General features: G+C 41.6%; 16 protein-coding genes. 7 read left to right on the plus strand and 9 right to left on the minus strand.

Features of this window, described 5'->3' with window-relative positions; all coding sequences use genetic code 11:
* Nucleotides 1–4,194 (minus strand): SDR family NAD(P)-dependent oxidoreductase, encoded by a 4,194-nt coding sequence (locus F8S12_RS05350; protein ID WP_331001351.1) that lies wholly within the window; start codon nt 4,192–4,194, stop codon nt 1–3.
* Nucleotides 4,195–5,458: 1,264 nt separating this feature from the next.
* On the opposite strand from F8S12_RS05350, the gene F8S12_RS05355 reads away from it, so the two are divergent.
* Entirely contained in the window at nt 5,459–5,653 is a 195-nt protein-coding gene (locus F8S12_RS05355; protein WP_196515309.1) for a hypothetical protein, read from the plus strand.
* A gap of 182 nt (nt 5,654–5,835) precedes the next feature.
* On the opposite strand, the gene recR is transcribed toward F8S12_RS05355, so the two are convergent.
* A complete protein-coding gene (recR, locus tag F8S12_RS05360; protein WP_230967813.1) occupies nt 5,836–6,393 on the minus strand; it encodes a recombination mediator RecR in 558 nt (185 codons plus the stop codon).
* Nucleotides 6,394–6,791: 398 nt separating this feature from the next.
* Nucleotides 6,792–6,980, minus strand: coding sequence for a hypothetical protein (locus F8S12_RS05365; RefSeq protein ID WP_196515310.1), 189 nt, complete (start codon nt 6,978–6,980; stop codon nt 6,792–6,794).
* A gap of 130 nt (nt 6,981–7,110) precedes the next feature.
* Between F8S12_RS05365 and F8S12_RS05370 the strand changes: the two genes are divergently transcribed.
* A complete protein-coding gene (locus F8S12_RS05370) occupies nt 7,111–7,488 on the plus strand; it encodes a hypothetical protein (RefSeq protein WP_196515311.1) in 378 nt (125 codons plus the stop codon).
* A 445-nt stretch (nt 7,489–7,933) separates the two neighbouring features.
* Nucleotides 7,934–9,280: a GTP-binding protein gene (locus F8S12_RS05375; RefSeq protein ID WP_196515321.1), complete on the plus strand. Its 1,347-nt coding sequence runs from the start codon at nt 7,934–7,936 to the stop codon at nt 9,278–9,280.
* Between the two features lie 29 nt (nt 9,281–9,309).
* Here the strand turns inward: F8S12_RS05375 and F8S12_RS05380 are convergent, their stop codons facing one another.
* The 5 genes from F8S12_RS05380 to apcB form a co-directional block, all read right to left on the minus strand.
* Nucleotides 9,310–10,128, minus strand: coding sequence for a TlyA family RNA methyltransferase (locus tag F8S12_RS05380; protein WP_196515312.1), 819 nt, complete (start codon nt 10,126–10,128; stop codon nt 9,310–9,312).
* Nucleotides 10,129–10,563 (minus strand): DUF29 family protein, encoded by a 435-nt coding sequence (locus tag F8S12_RS05385; RefSeq protein ID WP_196515313.1) that lies wholly within the window; start codon nt 10,561–10,563, stop codon nt 10,129–10,131. It abuts the gene before it with no gap.
* An 80-nt stretch (nt 10,564–10,643) separates the two neighbouring features.
* A complete protein-coding gene (locus F8S12_RS05390; RefSeq protein ID WP_196515314.1) occupies nt 10,644–10,979 on the minus strand; it encodes a XisI protein in 336 nt (111 codons plus the stop codon).
* A complete protein-coding gene (locus tag F8S12_RS05395; protein WP_196515315.1) occupies nt 10,967–11,386 on the minus strand; it encodes a XisH family protein in 420 nt (139 codons plus the stop codon). The genes F8S12_RS05390 and F8S12_RS05395 overlap by 13 nt, the downstream gene beginning before the upstream one ends.
* 96 nt (nt 11,387–11,482) lie before the next feature.
* Complete coding sequence (apcB, locus tag F8S12_RS05400) at nt 11,483–11,992, minus strand: allophycocyanin subunit beta (RefSeq protein WP_196515316.1); 510 nt, start codon at nt 11,990–11,992, stop codon at nt 11,483–11,485.
* 358 nt (nt 11,993–12,350) lie between these two features.
* Between apcB and glnA the strand changes: the two genes are divergently transcribed.
* The 4 genes from glnA (at nt 12,351) to trxA (ending at nt 17,145) form a co-directional block, all read left to right on the plus strand.
* Nucleotides 12,351–13,775: a type I glutamate--ammonia ligase gene (gene glnA / locus F8S12_RS05405; RefSeq protein ID WP_196515317.1), complete on the plus strand. Its 1,425-nt coding sequence runs from the start codon at nt 12,351–12,353 to the stop codon at nt 13,773–13,775.
* A 628-nt stretch (nt 13,776–14,403) separates the two neighbouring features.
* Entirely contained in the window at nt 14,404–14,934 is a 531-nt protein-coding gene (locus tag F8S12_RS05410; protein WP_196515322.1) for a YdcF family protein, read from the plus strand.
* Between the two features lie 381 nt (nt 14,935–15,315).
* Entirely contained in the window at nt 15,316–16,479 is a 1,164-nt protein-coding gene (locus F8S12_RS05415) for a GuaB3 family IMP dehydrogenase-related protein (protein ID WP_196515318.1), read from the plus strand.
* A gap of 342 nt (nt 16,480–16,821) precedes the next feature.
* A complete protein-coding gene (gene trxA, locus F8S12_RS05420) occupies nt 16,822–17,145 on the plus strand; it encodes a thioredoxin (RefSeq protein WP_196515319.1) in 324 nt (107 codons plus the stop codon).
* A 152-nt stretch (nt 17,146–17,297) separates the two neighbouring features.
* Here trxA and F8S12_RS40335 read toward each other — a convergent pair.
* Nucleotides 17,298–17,507: hypothetical protein (locus tag F8S12_RS40335; RefSeq protein WP_230967814.1), on the minus strand; the 210-nt coding region annotated here is incomplete at its 5' end.

The raw sequence follows: 17,507 nt of genomic DNA on the forward strand, positions 1-17,507 counted from the left end.
TTATAAATACCCCTCTTCGTATTCTTCTTCTGTGCCAGTAATAAGTGTCTCTTCATTTTCTGTTACAATTCTCAGTACCTCAATGTTACGAGCCAACTCAGCTATAGTAGGAGAGGCGAATAAATCACGTAAAGATAACTCAATAGAGAAAGCATCGCGCAATAGAGAAATTAATTGCGTCCCTAAGAGTGAATTTCCTCCTAGTTCAAAGAAGTTGTCGTGAACGCTAGAAAGCGGTATGCCTAAAGCTTGCTGCCAAATTTGAGCTATTTGTTGTTCTAGCTCGTTTCGGGGTAATACACTTTCGTCTGATTCCTCACGAGTAAAACGTTGAACCAATTTGTCTTTGTCAATTGTGCCACTTAAAGTTAAGGGCATTTCGTTAACCTGTACTAAGTTACAGGTGCAAGAAGTTCCAAAGGGTTCTTGCATCCAAAAGTCTGTTAATTTAACAATCTTTTCACTGCTACTAGTGGTAAAATAGGCAGTTAAATTTTGCAAACTAAAGGCTTGAGATTGCCAACGTTGAATGTTTTGGTTACTCCCATCTAAACCTATCAATAAATGTGCTTGCTGATGTTGTAAGCTTGCAAGCATTGAAGATATTGCTTGGGAAAAGGACATCACATAGAAACCTTTGGCACGAATCAGATTCTTAATCTGATATCCCTGACTCATGCCTGTTTCATCCCACATACTCCAAGCAAAACAATAGCTTGCTAATTTACTGTTGTATTTTTGATAATGAGAAAAGCTATCGAGAAAACTATTGGCAGCAGCATAAGCTCCGACAGCAGCGCTACCAAAAAAACCGTTTACAGAAGAAAAGTTGATAAAAATGCTGTCCTTATTATCTTTCACCAATTGATGCAGCGCCCAAGTACCCAACATTTTAGGATGCAGTACGGATGTTAAGCTTTCCTGCGTCTCTTCCAGTACAAACCGTTCATGGGAAGTTCCAGCTAAATGAATTATTCCATCCAGTTTCCTTCCCCATCGGAATTTAGCTTTTTCAACTATTATCTGCAACTGTTTTAAGTCACAGATATCAACAGCTTCGTAGATTATCTCTCCCCCAAGTTGTTCTAGTTCCTGATAGGTTTTCAGGCGTTGTGCAATGGCTTTACCTTCCTCTAAATAGGTGTTCCAAGTACTTTTTGGAGGTAAAGGGGTTCTTCCTACCAGTAGTAGCCTAGCTTGGTAATGTTTCAGTAGATATCGAGCAATCTGGATACCTACACCTCCAAGTCCTCCACTAATTAAATAAGTTCCTTGGGGCTTCAGAGGAATTAACGATTTAGGTTCGCTTGCCAAATCCACTTTTTCTAAACGAGGAACTAAACGCTGCCCATTTCTATAAGCTACCTCTGTTTCTTTTGAGGAAGTTTGCAGTTCTTGTAAGATATATGCCCCGTTTATTTCTACTTGCCTAAAAGGCAAATCGATGTGGCGACAGTTTAACTTTGGCAATTCTTGGGGAATAGTTTTCAACAACCCTAGCACTGTCGATTTTTCGTAAGCTATTGGATCAGTTGAAGAAATAGACTGGATATAACTGGAAATAAATAGCAATTGAACCGAATAATCAAAACCCTGAATTTTGGCTAGGGCTTGAACTAGAAATAATAAACTATATATTCCTTGTGATTGTGCTTGTTCGAGGGCATCTTGGCTTTTGACTTCGCCCCTATACTTGTCATAAGTCCATAGGTGAAGTATCTGCCCAATAATAATATTATCTGCCGCTAGGGATTTGAATAGGAGGTGATAGTGTTCAGCTTTCCCAGGAGTAATTGTATAGTGTGAGCGATTAATTTGAAGAAAATCTTCACCGATTGAAATAGTTATGTATGGCAGGTTATGCTCTGATAGTATCTTACATAAATATGTCCCCAATCCTTCAGTATCAAGAAATACTAGAGTGGCATTAATCAGAGCTAGAGAAGAATTAAAAGTAATCGGCGACTTGGGCTTCCAGATAGTTCGATAGAACCAGTTAGGAATGGTATTGATATTACCCAGTAATATATCAATCTGTTTAACAATTGGTTTAAACTCGCCTGTGTTGAAGCGCTGGCTAAGTTGCGATCGCTGAATTTTACCAATGGAGGTTTTGGGAATAATTTCCTGATCTACTGGAATTAAATAATCTGGATTTACTCCCACTTTGTTGACAACTTTGGTACGAATTTCTTTGAGGAGAGTTGCTAAACTATCGTCATCAGAAAGGGAAGTATTGAAAAAGATCGCTAGTTTATCAGTATTTATTCCAGGTTGTCTGACTGCACAGGCGGCTGTATAAGAGACTTCTACTGCTTCCACTTCTTCAACGGCGGCTTCGATTTCGTGGCAGTAGTAGTTCAGTCCATTAATAATAATTACGTCTTTTTGCCGCCCGGTAATAGTTAAATGCCCTTCTCGGAGAAATCCTAAATCTCCCGTATTAAACCAGCCATCTTCAGTAAAAACTTCTTGGTTTGCCTGTGGATTCTGATAGTAACCAGAAGTAACAGATGCACCTTTGACTTGTAATCGCCCAATGGTATCTTCTGTAACTATTTGTTCATTTTCATCAACAATACGCAGTGAAGCCCCAGCGATTGGCGATCCAAGTTCCACAAATGAAGTGTCGTCTGATGAAGATTCTAGAGAAAAACTGTCAGAGTAAGTAATACCAGAAGAGGTTTCGCACATTCCAAAGGCTGGGTGAATAGCATTCGTTTGCAAACCGTGGCAATTAAGCAGCTTGAGAAAATTCCGCGCTATTTTAGTTACAATCGGCTCCCCAGCGTTGATCACAAATCGCATTGAAGATAAATCCCAGTTCTTTCGGCTGATATCGAAAGCGCGATCGCACATTAGGGAAAAGGCAAAATTAGGTGCCCAAGTAATCGTAGCTTGATGATTGTCAATCAAATCTAGCCACAAAAGCGGATTTTGCACAATCAAGTTAGTGGGTACATGGATTTGTTGACAACTCAAATCAACAGCCATAATACTGAGAGAAACTAACGCACCGACATGATCCAAAGGCATCCAGTTTAAAATACTTTCCTGACTGGAAAAATGACCCATGAAAATTAAGCCAGATGACATACTCAATAAATTGCGATGATTTAGCATCACACATTTGGGTATACCAGTGCTTCCAGAAGTCAAAAATAATATTGCTAAATCTTCTGGCTGACTTTGATGCAAGTTGAAATCCGGTTCACACTCACGCAGCTGATCAATAGTTGCAATTTGAAAGTTTTCTAAATTTAAAAGCTTTGACAAACCATCAATGTTGGGAGCTAAAGAAGCACTTGTTAGTACAAGGGGTTTTCCCAACATCTGCCAAGTATTTTGGAGTTTGCTGGTGGTAGTGTTAACTTGCTCGTAGGTTGAGGCGATGGATATTGGCACTGGAACAAAACCCCCTAGCACGCAACCCCAAAAAGCACAGATAAAATCTTGATTGTCTTCTAGTTGAAAAATTACTTTATCTTGGGGTTTTAGTCCTAGCTTTTTTAATCCAACTAAAATCCGTTGAGCATCTTGCCATAATTCCCCATAAGATTGAACTTTCGCGGTGCCATCAGACTGAATATAGATAATACCTTTAGTTGAATTTTGAGCGGCTCGTTGCAGTACTTCTGTCAAAGTTTTCGGAGCATCTTGGGGATATTGCAGCGCTTCCCCGTGACTAATAGCTAGCTTTTTTAACGCGGATGAGTTTGTATTTTTTATATTTTGACTAGGTGTGTTTTTTTGTAACTTTTGTTGTAAGGATTCAGGAGCGATCGTCGGAGACGTTGCCGGAGGCATCGCTTGATTTTCAATTAGTAAATCTTCTAAATGTAGAGGAGGAATACTTATAACTATCGGTTCAACAACCACCGCAACACGCTCAATTTCTAACAATGACTTTAGTTGTTCTTCTATACGAAGCATTAAGTCAGAGTCAATAATTTCTAAATTGGCTAGAGTAGCTTTGTCTAACTCTCCTATATCTGTCAACGGTAGAGTTGATACTGGCACAATTGCCCTTGGTATCGATTCGCTAGGTAAAATTGCTTGTAGGTGAGATAACAATTGTTGTGGTACAAATAAACCTGATGGAACTACATAAGCAACTAATTCCTGTTTTAACTTTTCTGTCTGTCTTTCCATGACTACACAATCGTCTACAGTCAAACTAGACCGGATAGCCACTTCTATTTCTCTATATGTAAAACTTATATTACTTGAATTTGTTAAAAGCTGATTATAATTATCTGATCGCATTAGCTTTTGTATCCTTCTTAAAGTCCGCTTTTTGAGAATTAAAATTGCCTAACTGTACTTTTGTTAAGAGTAGGTTGACATCAGGTAACAGCTAGTCATCAAAATTATTCCTCAACGATTTCGTCCATTGATTGCAGTTACTTAAAATTCTCACTTCTTGGTTAAAATACTTCTCAGTGTACAATAATTTCCCTTCATTTGATAGGTCAGTATTTACTGCTCAAGTATAAATATACAGGCTTTTAGTTTCTCAGATTATTGGCAATTTTCTTCCTCGAAAAACCAGATTTAGTTTGATAAAAGACTACAAAGCTCATTGATTTCTTGATTAGTAAATTATAAAATTAATTTTTTATCAAATAAACTTCCTTTATTGAAATCAACCTGCTTAGAACTTCAATTAACAGAATAATCTCAGTTTTATCAAGAAAATGCAATAGCATTTAAGACTATTAACTAGACAGATAAGATAGCTAAGGGGACAGATAAGACAGATAAGACAGATAAGATAGCTGAAGGGACAGATAAAATATTTAAAATAGTTAATAAAGAATAATTATTAACCATAACTTCTTTGTAAGAATTCAGGTGCATGGGCCCTAATTAAAACAATCAAAGCCTTTGTGTGGATAGACTATGGGACGTAAACGCAATCATCATAGATTAGGGCTTTGTTTATACTTACTGTCAAGGAATGCTAACACATACGCAGTAAAAGCAAGTTCCTGATCATCAAAAGCCGGAGATTATATTGTATAATATCATGCCCAACTTAATACTTAAGTGGGAATTACAGAAAAAGGTTCCTTGTTCTATCTTGATCTACTTGTAACCTTCAACGCACAAGACAAACAAGCGATTCAAATTATGGTGTCCATTAAACGTGTCGCGGAAGTCCCCACCCTCAATGTACTCATAGGGTGGGTATAGGGAGCGGACAGCGACGATTGCACCTCCGACCAATATCAACTGTTAAGTTGATTAGGGAGTGGGGTGGATAAGGAGTCGTCAATTCTGGGACTCGGCAGCCTATCGATCCAATCCTCAACCAACTGCGTAACTGTTTTTTCTTTGCTTATTGCATAAGCCTTAAGTTTGTCATTCCGTTTTTGCGACAACCTAACTCTAATGGATCTTTCTTTCATAATGTATCACCGCAATGGATACATCCATGTTATTATATAAACGGTCGATGACCCGCCCGACCGTATTGAACAGACAGGCTAACTTCAAAGTAGTAGTAAGATACAAGACGTGCGATAAATCGGTAGAAAGGGTTAGAACACGCGATCGCTGGTTGACTATTGTCGTAAATCCAAGCGGTGTTGCACGAATAAAAATCAAACTGCCTGTGGTAGACGGGCGGCTGCCTGTGGACGCTGTGTAAGACCATTATCGGGTTTAGTCCCGAACTTCACGAAAAGTGAAATTCCTAACGTGGCGACTGCGGAAGATACGGGAAACCCACTCATACGAATAAGACCGTCGTTGTTGTAGTTGAAATTGGAGAGCTTCCGATTTCGGCGTTGGCGCAGCCTCTCGTAGAGAAGAGAAGCAAAAAGGGGTACTTCACTCTAACTCCCGGCGTCCTTCCAAGGCTCTTGCTAGGGTTACTTCGTCGGCGTACTCCAAATCACCACCTACAGGCAAACCAAAAGCAATCCGTGTCACCTTGGTAAATGGTTTCAATAGCTGACCGATATACAGTGTCGTTGTCTCTCCTTCAACACTCGGACTAATTGCGAGAATCACTTCTTGAGGTTTTTGCTGACTCACCCGTCGCTGCAAAGCCAGGATAGTCAATTGTTCTGGCCCAATTCCATCAATTGGAGAAATCACCCCACCCAAAACGTGATACTTGCCTTTGTACTCGCGGGTTTTTTCCAGCGCAATCACGTCGCGAGGATCTGCTACGACACAGATAGTGGTGTTGTCACGGTTGTCATTGCGGCAGATTTCACAAACAGGTTCAGCAGATAAGTGAAAGCAAACAGAACATAAACCTATCTGTTTTTTTGCCTCAATCAACGCCTGTGCTAAAGCCTCTACTTCTGCTTCTGGTCGCTTCAAAATATGCAAAGCCAGCCGTTGGGCAGATTTGGGGCCAACTCCCGGCAGGCGTTGCAATTGCTCAATTAACCGTGCTAAAGGGCGTGCGTAAACCGTTGTCTTGTCTCCAGAATGTTTTTACTTTCACTATGATGACATTTTTCGGGTACTTCCATATCTGTGGGATGGCGTTTATTGTTGAATATAAGCAAGTCCCAAATGTAGTAAGCATAATAATTTTCCGTTTTCGTGCTTATTTGTTGGAGGCGAGCAACTTGACCAACTTATTCAAGCAAACGCGTTATTGCAGTTCGATCATATCAACATGGGGTAAGACCAGTTTCCGTAAACATTTGAATGAAGAATTAATTCAGGTCAATAAAAAATCTCTTAAATATTAAAAGTTCCATCACAATCATTCCCTGCCTACTAGGGAGTTTCTTTGTATTTCAAAGTTGTGTAACAACTACGAGATATTACTTCCCTTTACCTTTGTCTAATTTCTCTTGAATAGCTTCTCTACAAAATTCTGGTGGGTCATCTTGTCTTTGTATGTCTTCCTTCATTTCCTTGGTGACACGTAAGTTAACTTGCTCGGTCAAGGGTTCATCACCTTTTCTTTTTCCCGGTTCTAAATTTTTAGGCGTTCCTTTGGGGTTAGGCATTTATGTAGAAATGTGACTATATCTTGAACCGATTGCTATCAATCGATTAGAGTTTTAAATCTGTGGTGTTCACAGTCAGCAAAACAAGTTCACCACAGATACCACTTTTACAAATGGGTAATTCTATTTTATGTTCACAAGGTCAGAATTAGAAATCAAAACTATTGCTGAGTTACGCGACCTTTGCCGGCGATACGGTTTAAAGTCAACTGGTAATGGTGGTTACAAGACCAGTTGGATTGTTACTTTGATGGCATTTCCACAAATAGCACTCAGTCAATTTAGACAAGGCAGAGGATTAAAGCCGTCTACCCTTGCTATCACCCAGTTCCTAGAAGGGGTGATAGATGAAATAAATTCACCCACAGATGAGCAAGCTGCACTCATCAAGCTAACAATGGAAAATAAACTAATGAATTATCCTGACCGTTGCGACCAACAGAAACTACTTAACCTGCATAGGGCTAAAATTCACCTTGAAATGGCTATTGGATTGCTAATGCAGTAAATGACCTTACATTGTTAATACTAGGACTTACGCAAACAATAGCTGAAACCCTGATTTTTAGGTAGGGGCAATTCATGAATTGCCCCTACCCCGTGTAGTTTTGCGTAAGTCCTAAATACATTTTTTCCTCAGCTTAGGATGCTGAGGAATTTTTTTGTGTGCCACCTTAATTTTACAGCCTACAACCCTTACCACGTGTAGCCTTATATTTATTCTGGAGTATTTATAAATAAGCGCTAGGCTTTTTAAAAAAAATAAAGGTGTAAGGTTAAAGTGTAAGGTTATTGTCTGGATTTCACTCTAAAAAGTGAGCATAATTTGAGCATCATTACTGAGTATTAATTTATAGATATTATTGATGCTCAAATGCTGAAATTAGATTGTTTGAGCATCAAATGAGCGTTTTTAGAGAGTGAAGGGCTGAAAATACTGATATATGACAATTTTGCGTAATCTGCAAGAAACTCACTTAAATCGTGCCCGCGCCAGTCTCAGACAAGCGCTGTCTTGGTATGGATATCTTCGCAAATCGGGACAGTTGTCATCTAACTCAGAATTGGCAGGTTTGATAAAACCAGAATTGGAAGTTTTGAACTCTACTCTCAACAAGCTGGACTCTAACGTTATTAGAATTGCCGCCTTTGGTTTGGTAAGTCGTGGCAAGTCAGCGGTATTGAATGCCTTGCTGGGTGATAAGATTTTGCAAACTGGGCCCCTGAACGGTGTCACCCAATGGCCCCGTTCCGTGCGTTGGCAGCCAGGGGGTCAAGTATTGGTAGAGTTAATTGATACCCCAGGATTAGATGAAATTGAGGGTGAGTTACGGGCTGACATGGCACGAGAAGTAGTGCATCAGGCGGATTTAATTTTGTTTGTCGTGTCTGGTGATATCACGCGCACTGAGTATCAAGCGCTGCTAGAATTGCGTCATGCACAAAAACCCCTGATTTTGGTGTTTAACAAAATAGATTTATATCCAGATATAGACCAGACAGCGATTTACCAAAATTTACAACAACTGGGTGCAGGACATCCCCAAGCAAAGCCACTACTACCTGATGAAATTGTAATGGTGGCGGCGGAACCACCAGCAATGGAAGTACGGGTTGAGTGGCCTGATGGGCGTGTCACCTATGAATGGGAGACACCACCACCGCAAGTAGACGAACTCAAAGAGACAATTTTGAACATTCTCAATCGGGAAGGGCGATCGCTTCTGGCTTTAAATGCACTGATCCAAGCACGGGGTGCAGAAGCAGCGATCGCTCAAAAAACCATCGATTTGGGCGAACAACAAGCCGAAGATATCATCTGGCAGTTTACCAAGTACAAAGCTTTGGCAGTCGGGTTAAATCCCATCGCCTTCTTAGATATCCTTGGCGGAACTTTTGCCGATTTGGCTTTAATTCGCGCTTTGGCACGGTTATATGGTTTGCCGATGACTAGCTATGAAGCAGGGAAAGTTTTGAAAACGATTTTATTTAGTTCTGGTGGCTTACTGCTCTCAGAATTAGGCAGTAGTTTCCTGTTAGGTTTGGGTAAGAGTACGGCTGCAATCACCAGTGGCGATAATCCGACTAATATTACTGCCTTTGCTGGTAGTGCGATCGCTCAAGCTGGTATTGCTGGTTATGGCGCATACTCTGTTGGCAAAGCCGCTCAGGTGTATCTCGAAAAAGGCTGCACTTGGGGACAGTTGGGCGCTAGCAGCGTCATTCAAGAAATTCTCTCCGAAGTTGACCAGAACACAATTCTGTATCGTCTACGACAAGAATTAGGCATAAAGTATTGAGAATACGTAGAATGTCTAATCTACGACGTTTAACTTTTCCGTAAATCAGTTGTTGCTGATTGGGTTATTTGCTTAATTGTCTCTAAATCAGTTGGTGGCGTTTCACTTTCCATTGCCAGCCATAAGAGATACTCGATATTCCCAGCCGGGCCAGTGATCGGCGACCAAGTTAAGCCTTTGTATTTCCATCCTAATTCGTGGGCTGTTTGCAACACCTGGAAAATGGCATCAGCTTGGTCGTTTGGATCGCGCACAACACCTTTTTTACCCACACGGGATCTGCCGACTTCAAACTGTGGCTTGACTAACAATACAGCTTCTCGGTTAGCTTGAGTTAGTTGCCACAAAGCAGGCAGAATCTTGGTTAAGGAAATAAACGATACATCCACCACCGCCAAATCAGGAATCAGGTCATTTTCGCCATACAACTCATCTGGTCGTAGTTGCCGTAAATTCGTGCGTTCACGCAAAATCACCCGCGAATCATTTCGCAACCGCCAGTCAACCTGCCCATAACCAACATCAATGCCGTAAACTTGTTTTGCTCCAGCTTGCAAGAGACAATCAGTAAAACCACCAGTAGAAATTCCACCATCTAAACAAATGCGCTCTGGTACGGAAACGGCAAATACTGACAAAGCTTTAGAGAGTTTTTCACCGCCTCTAGAAACAAAAGGCGATCGCACTTTAATATTTATTTGAGCCGAAATATCAACTTCTGTACCAGGTTTATCAACTAACTGCTGATTAACACTAACTTCCCCCGCCTGAATTAACCTTTGTGCCAAGGCGCGAGAAGAACATAAATTAAGTTCTACTAATAATGTATCGAGTCGCTGTTTAGCCAATTAACTAGACTCTCCTGATAAGATTAAAGTCAAAGCACAATTGATAATTTCTTCTCGGTTAACCAGCTTTTCTAATTCTTTTAGCTCATAACGACCTTCTTCTACTTCAAGCGTTGCCTTATCAATGGCATTTAAATAGGCTTCTGTTAAGGTTTCCCATAGTTCTTCTCCTGTAAGATAATAACCTCCAGCCTTACGCCGCTTATTTTCCCGGTAAATTTCCCGAACTGAATTCCGAATTGAGACTTCCCAAGAGCGAGTCGTGCGATTTTCAGCTTGTTGTTTAATCAGGTGCAACAATAGAATCACTGCATAGTTACGAATCGTCTTGATTATGTCATTTCGGCTCATTTCTGTTAATTCTTCCACTATCAGCAATGCTTCTTGAACATCGCCTTTAACAAGCAAGTCTTTGAGAGTTAATAATTCTTCCATAATCAGCGCCTCAAACATCGGCAACTTCTATTGTGACGGATTTGGAGCGATCGCATTCCTTAGCTAGCCTAATTCAACTGTTAAGATACAGCAAAATCCGTATATTGCCGTAGTTCAGCCGGATGGAAACCCAAAACAATATCTTCACGCGGGATACTGGCTTCCAATAATGCCTCTGCTACTGGCTGCGAAGTACCATCATATTGAATCCACACTTTATCATTAATGATATCTATGTGCACCACCGAACCATGTACACGCCGCACTCCATCCCAACCGACGTGTAAAACTTCGTAATGGTCTCGTTCCGAGTCAATGACTGCTTCTGTCTCTATTTGACCGTTAGCAGGCTTGTGAGTCGCATAGTCAAATATCAACTGACGAATAATTTCACGATACCGAGCTAGTTTATCCATTTGATAATCCTCTCTAGTTGCTCGTCAAAGACAATTAGATTTATTCCTATGCTATTAAGAATTAGCTGACCAAAGCGTTCGGAAAATATACCTTCATAGACTCGCTTGGGAACTGCTAAATAAAGTTGGCGTTTTGGTTGTAGTTCTTTAAGCACGCTGCGATAAATTTCATATTGTCCTACAGCTTCCTGGAGGTCACTTACGGGAGAAGGACTGAGAAAACTTTTGATTTCAACAGCTATTTTTTCATTATCTCTCTCAGCAGCAATGGTAACTTTTTCTGCTCCAATATCTACGTAAAGTTCTCTACCCCCATAGGCGAGATATAATGGATCGTTGGTTATTGTCCAACCATCTGCTGTCAGTGCTTTAATAACTGCGGTATGATAGATATCTCTGGCCGGCATTAGTCGAGAATAGCTCCAAAAATACAGTTCAAAAAAAAGCGATCGCTCCATAAAACCGTAGTGCGATCGCTATATTTTATACTTATAGTTGAATAACTAAATATCCTGTTCGCTCAACTCGCGTGTGATGTGATCAAACGGTTCATCTACAAAAGCAGTATTAACTACACCTGCGGCTCTCACTTGTTCCTTAATCAAATCCTTAAGAATCTGGATACCGCGAACCGTAGGCCCAATAGGTACTCCTAAAGAATTGTAAGTTTCCCGCAGCCCTTGCAGCACACGCTCATCCAATACATTCGTGTTGCCAGCAACCAGCGCATAGGTGGCGTAGCGCAGGTAGTAGTCCATATCCCGCAGACAAGCCGCATAACGACGAGTTGTATAAGCATTTCCACCGGGGCGAATCAATTCTGGCAGTTCTTCAAATAACTTTATACCAGCTTGCTTGATAAGCGCAGCCGCATTAGAATTGATCGCCGCCGCAGCTTGTACTCTTGCTGTACCACTATCAAAGTAAGACTTCAGGCTATCGATCGCATTCCGGTCAAAATACCGGCCAGTTAAGTCATAATTCTTAATTAAACTTGTTACTGCATCGCGCATTCCCTTTTCTCCCAATCTTTGCTATTTATGATTTGATATTTATTTGGCTGCACTTATGCACCAGTAAACTTTTGTGCTATTTAAAATAGATTCAGCACAAAAACAATTCATCCACTATTTAAGGATTTTATGCCAAAGTTGACCCCTATGCGATGAATTTTCCAGTTTTGTACAGATGATCACCGAAAGGTTAATATAACCTGAGAATCCAGATATCTGTAACACAAACTACAAAATCTGGTAATGTCTAGTATTTAAGATATTTTAGGTGTGTCACGGCTTGATTGAGATCATCAGGGTTAGGATGCAATGTAAGATTCTGGTTTTACTTTAGGAAATTGGTAGAGGAAGAGTAACAATGACAACACCACAAGAAGTCTTGAAGAGAATTCAAGATGACAAAATTCAGCTGATTGATCTCAAATTCATCGATACAGTCGGGACTTGGCAGCATCTCACTGTGTACCAAAACCAAATCGATGAGAGTTCATTCACTGATGGCGTACCTTTTGACGGTTCCAGCATCCGGGGTTGGAAAGCGATCAACGAATCAGACATGACGATGGTACTCGACTCCAACACTGCTTGGATCGACCCATTCATGGAAGTCCCAACACTAAGTATAATTTGTAGTATCAAAGAACCCCGCACAGGCGAATGGTACAACCGTTGTCCAAGGGTTATTGCTCAAAAAGCAGTAGATTACCTGGTTTCCACTGGCCTTGGTGATACAGTCTTCTTTGGCCCTGAAGCTGAGTTCTTCATCTTTGATAGCGCCCGGTTTGCCCAAACCGCCAACGAAGGCTACTACTTTTTAGATTCCCAAGAAGGTGCTTGGAATTCCGGTAAAGCCGGTACAGATGAAAAACCCAACTTGGCTTACAAACCACGCTTCAAAGAAGGTTACTTCCCAGTTTCACCGACGGATTCTTCTCAAGATATCCGTACAGAGATGCTGTTGACGATGGAAAAATTAGGTGTACCCATTGAAAAGCATCACCACGAAGTTGCTACTGGTGGTCAGTGCGAACTGGGTTTCAAGTTTGGGAAATTGGTAGAAGCGGCTGACTGGTTGATGATTTACAAATATGTCATCAAGAATGTTGCCAAAAAACACGGCAAAACCGTCACCTTCATGCCAAAACCGATTTTTGGCGATAACGGTTCTGGAATGCACTGTCACCAGTCCATCTGGAAAGATGGCAAACCTCTGTTTGCAGGTGATAAGTATGCTGGTTTGAGTGAAATGGCATTGTACTACATTGGTGGTCTTCTCAAACACGCACCTGCACTGTTGGCAATTACCAACCCTAGCACCAACTCATACAAGCGCCTAGTGCCTGGTTATGAAGCTCCTGTAAACTTGGCCTACTCCCAAGGGAACCGTTCTGCTTCTATCCGTATTCCTTTATCTGGCACTAACCCCAAAGCCAAGCGTTTAGAATTCCGTTGTCCAGATGCTACTGCTAACCCCTACCTGGCATTTGCTGCCATGCTTTGTGCTGGTATCGATGGCATCAAAAACAAAATCCATCCAGGTGAACCCTTAGATAAAAATATCTATGAACTCTCTCCAGATGAATTGGCGAAGGTTCCTTCAACTCCAGGTTCTTTAGAACTGGCGTTGCAAGCACTGGAAACAGATCACGCCTTCTTGACGGAATCAGGCGTCTTCACAGAAGACTTTATCGAAAATTGGATTGACTACAAGCTAGGTAACGAAGTCAAGCAATTGCAGCTGCGTCCTCATCCCTACGAGTTTTACCTCTATTACGATGCTTAATTAGGAGCCGTATCTAACTCAAATTAACAGGTATTGCCACCCTAAAGTAGAGGGTGGCTTTTTTTAGAGTTGTCAGTTAAGACATTCATATCAAGAAAGGGAAACTTTTTAGTAAGCAGATGTGGAGGTATTTTAGCAAGTCAAGGCGATCGCAGATAAAACTGTAGAAAGTGTACGGGCAGATTGATACATGGGCACATGTCGCTGGTATTGGCATCTTTGCCACTTTCGACAAGACAACACCAGAAGAATTTAAGTATGTAATTTACCAACTCAGTACTGAGTGCTGAGTAAATTTAAGAAGTACTCGGTACTTCCGCACTACGGTAAAAGCCCCGCCCGCAAGTGGCGCGGAATCTTCTTATAGAGAGAAGGTTGATACCCGCTTTTGGTGGGCGGTCTTTTCACTCAGCACTCGGAACTCAGCACTCTTCATGAGTTATTCAAGCACGCTTAATCGCGCTGTAACACAGAAATTACCCCAATTCCGATTCGGGCAGATTTTTCAAGAGTTTGCTACTCTACTATCAATTGTTATTTTTTCTAATCAGAGAAAATTTTAGACTGAGTAAATATAAGTTATTGAGCCTTGAATAAGCTACTCTTGACAGGTAAATATTTTCGCTTTATGGCTTTTGTTCTACCGCTAATTATGTGGTGGGGATACAAAGAAGTACAAAACCAATTTGTGCAGCCGCAAGCAGTTGTAGTGTTAGGTGGTTCAACGAGACGTTTAGAGCGAGAGAAGTTTACGGCAGAATTTGCCCGCCAGCATCCAAATATACCAATTTTGATTAGTGGGGGTAGTCCACCTAGATTCACCCAACAAGTGTTTACCAAAGCTGGTGTTGATCCTAAACGTTTACACTTGGACTATGAAGCAGTAGATACAGTTACTAATTTTACTACGTTGGTGGATGATTTGCAAGCTCGCGGCATCAAGAGCATTTATTTGATTACTTCAGACTTCCACATGCGCCGGGCTTGTGTCATCGGCGAAATTATTTTGGGTAGTCGGGGTATTTATTTAAAACCTGTGCCAGTTCCTTCCGAAAAACCCCCTGAATCTATCGAAAAATCTATTCGTGATGGAGCTAGAGCCATACTCTGGTTAGCAACTGGTTACACTGGTGTAGATGCCGCTAAAAATAAACGATGAAGAATGCTGAGTGCTGAGTGAAAAGACGCCCACAAGGGGCGGGGTATCAACCTTCTCTTTATAAAGAAGATTCTGCTTGACTTCGGGCGGGGCTTTTACCGTAGTGCGGAAGTACTCAGTACTTCTTAAATTTACTCAGCACTCAGCACTCAGCACTCAGTACTGAGTTGGTAAATCAAAGCAATTTTGGACTTTCCTGCGGAACGCTACGCGAACGGCTACGCTCAGTCGAACGATTTTGAAATTGAATTTGCGTCAACCAAAGTTTTGAGCAGTGGCTTGGACTGCCCAGACTAATCTAGTGTAAATCAAGGAAAAAACGCTCCAACTTCTCCCACAATTTGATACCCTAGCTTAAACAGATTTGAGAAAAGTTAAAGCGTGGAAATTCAAATTGGGCGGGGAAAAACAGCTCGTAGAGCCTACGGAATAGATGAAATTGCTCTAGTCCCCGGCAACAGAACACTAGACCCCAGTTTGGCAGATACTAAGTGGTGTATTGGCAATATTGAGCGAGAAATCCCGATAATTGCTAGTGCGATGGATGGCGTAGTAGATGTTCGCATGGCTGTACGTTTGTCACAGTTAGGAGCATTAGGTGTCCTCAACTTAGAGGGTATTCAAACTCGCTATGCTGATCCAGAGCCAATATTAGATCAGATTGCCTCTGTGGGGAAAGATGAATTTGTTGCCCTAATGCAAGAACTCTATGCCGAACCAATTAAACCGGAATTAATTGAACAACGGATTCAGGAAATTAAACAACAAGGTGGAATTGCGGCAGTGAGTGCGACTCCAGCCGGTGCAAGCAAATACGGTGAGGCGGTGGCAAAAGCTGGGGCAGATTTATTTTTTGTCCAGGCTACGGTGGTTTCTACTGCATACCTGTCACCAGAGTCCATAGTACCACTTGATTTAGCAGAATTTTGTCGCTCAATGCCCATCCCCGTGGTGTTGGGGAATTGCGTGACTTATGAAGTCACTTTGAATTTGTTGAAAGCTGGGGCGGCTGGGGTACTGGTGGGAATTGGGCCTGGTGCCGCTTGTACTTCGCGTGGCGTGCTGGGTGTGGGTGTGCCACAGGCAACTGCGATCACTGATTGTGCTGCGGCACGAGATGATTACTACAAGGAAACTGGCAACTATATCCCCATCATTGCGGATGGCGGTTTAATTACTGGCGGCGACATTTGTAAATGCATCGCCTGCGGTGCTGATGGTGTGATGATTGGTTCGCCCTTCGCCAGAGCCATTGAAGCCCCAGGACGAGGTTATCATTGGGGTATGGCGACTCCTAGTCCAGTTTTGCCACGAGGCACCCGGATTCGCGTTGCCACCACTGGTAGCCTAGAACAAATACTCATTGGGCCAGCAGGACTAGATGATGGCACTCACAATCTTTTAGGAGCCTTAAAGACCAGCATGGGCACATTGGGAGCCAAAAATATCAAAGAAATGCAGCAAGTGGAAGTTGTGATTGCGCCTTCTTTATTAACCGAGGGGAAAGTTTACCAAAAAGCTCAACAATTAGGTATGGGGAAATAGAATTTGGGCATGGGGCATAGGGTATGGGGAATAGAAAAAATAACAGACAATGCCTAATACCCCATTCCCAACATCAAATTCTTCAAGGGAATTTTTTCAGCCCCTAAACAATTACTGGAAAAATCTTATATGTCGCCTACAATAGAAATAGCGGAGACGCATGTTTCCGTTCACTCCTCACACCACACTCCGCCCGGACTACTGTTCGGGCGGTTCCTTATGTTTGTTTATGAATAAATTTTAGAGCTTCTTTGCAAATATACATCCTCTACTCCCAAGCTAAGGTTTTTGCTATGGTAGAATTTTCACCAAGCTCAGATATTATTGGCAAAGGTTTTAGGCATGTCAGCAGCCGCACAAGTTACCGATTCTAGTTTCAAGCAAGAAGTACTCGACAGCGAAGTACCCGTTTTAGTTGACTTTTGGGCACCCTGGTGCGGACCATGCCGTATGGTAGCTCCTGTTGTCGATGAAATTTCCGAACAGTACAAAGGCCAAATAAAGGTCGTAAAAGTCAACACAGATGAAAATCCTCAGGTTGCTAGTCAGTACGGTATTCGGAGCATTCCTACACTAATGATTTTTAAGGGTGGACTAAAAGTTGATATGGTGGTCGGCGCCGTGCCTAAAACTACATTAGCTACCACTCTCGAAAAGTATCTTTGAAACTCAATCGGCAACAAATACCTCTTGAGTTATCCATATTGTTCTGACTTTAGGTTAATTTTTGTAAACAAGTTTGAAAGGTGCGAATTTATCGTCTTTCAAACTTTTTTGCATTTATACATAGTTTAAGAATGTTTTTAGGAGTTTCTACTTTAATAACAATTTCCTAATTTCCGCACTACTAATTTCCACCCAAAGGCAGCTAACAAAAACCCAAAAGCTGAGTCAGCGAAGAGGAAAAGGGGCAGTTCTTGCAGGGGGCAGGCGGGGGAAACCCCATAAATAAATTTATTGGCTCTGAAACCATGAGTGCAGGGGAAATGAGCGTATCTTTCCCCCCATCTCCCTGCTCCCCTGCCCCC

It is taken from the genome of Nostoc sp. WHI (assembly GCF_015714725.1).
In the GTDB taxonomy this organism is placed as follows: Bacteria; Cyanobacteriota; Cyanobacteriia; order Cyanobacteriales; family Nostocaceae; genus Nostoc.

Coding starts and splice junctions, on each gene's coding strand:
- trxA (WP_196515319.1), top strand. CDS start 16,822: ATGTCAGCAGCCGCACAAGTTACCGATTCTAGTTTCAAGCAAGAAGTA.
- F8S12_RS05390 (WP_196515314.1), bottom strand. CDS start 10,979: ATGGATAAACTAGCTCGGTATCGTGAAATTATTCGTCAGTTGATATTT.
- glnA (WP_196515317.1), top strand. CDS start 12,351: ATGACAACACCACAAGAAGTCTTGAAGAGAATTCAAGATGACAAAATT.
- F8S12_RS05355 (WP_196515309.1), top strand. CDS start 5,459: ATGACCCGCCCGACCGTATTGAACAGACAGGCTAACTTCAAAGTAGTA.
- apcB (WP_196515316.1), bottom strand. CDS start 11,992: ATGCGCGATGCAGTAACAAGTTTAATTAAGAATTATGACTTAACTGGC.
- F8S12_RS05395 (WP_196515315.1), bottom strand. CDS start 11,386: ATGCCGGCCAGAGATATCTATCATACCGCAGTTATTAAAGCACTGACA.
- F8S12_RS05365 (WP_196515310.1), bottom strand. CDS start 6,980: ATGCCTAACCCCAAAGGAACGCCTAAAAATTTAGAACCGGGAAAAAGA.
- F8S12_RS05385 (WP_196515313.1), bottom strand. CDS start 10,563: ATGGAAGAATTATTAACTCTCAAAGACTTGCTTGTTAAAGGCGATGTT.
- F8S12_RS05410 (WP_196515322.1), top strand. CDS start 14,404: ATGGCTTTTGTTCTACCGCTAATTATGTGGTGGGGATACAAAGAAGTA.
- F8S12_RS05370 (WP_196515311.1), top strand. CDS start 7,111: ATGTTCACAAGGTCAGAATTAGAAATCAAAACTATTGCTGAGTTACGC.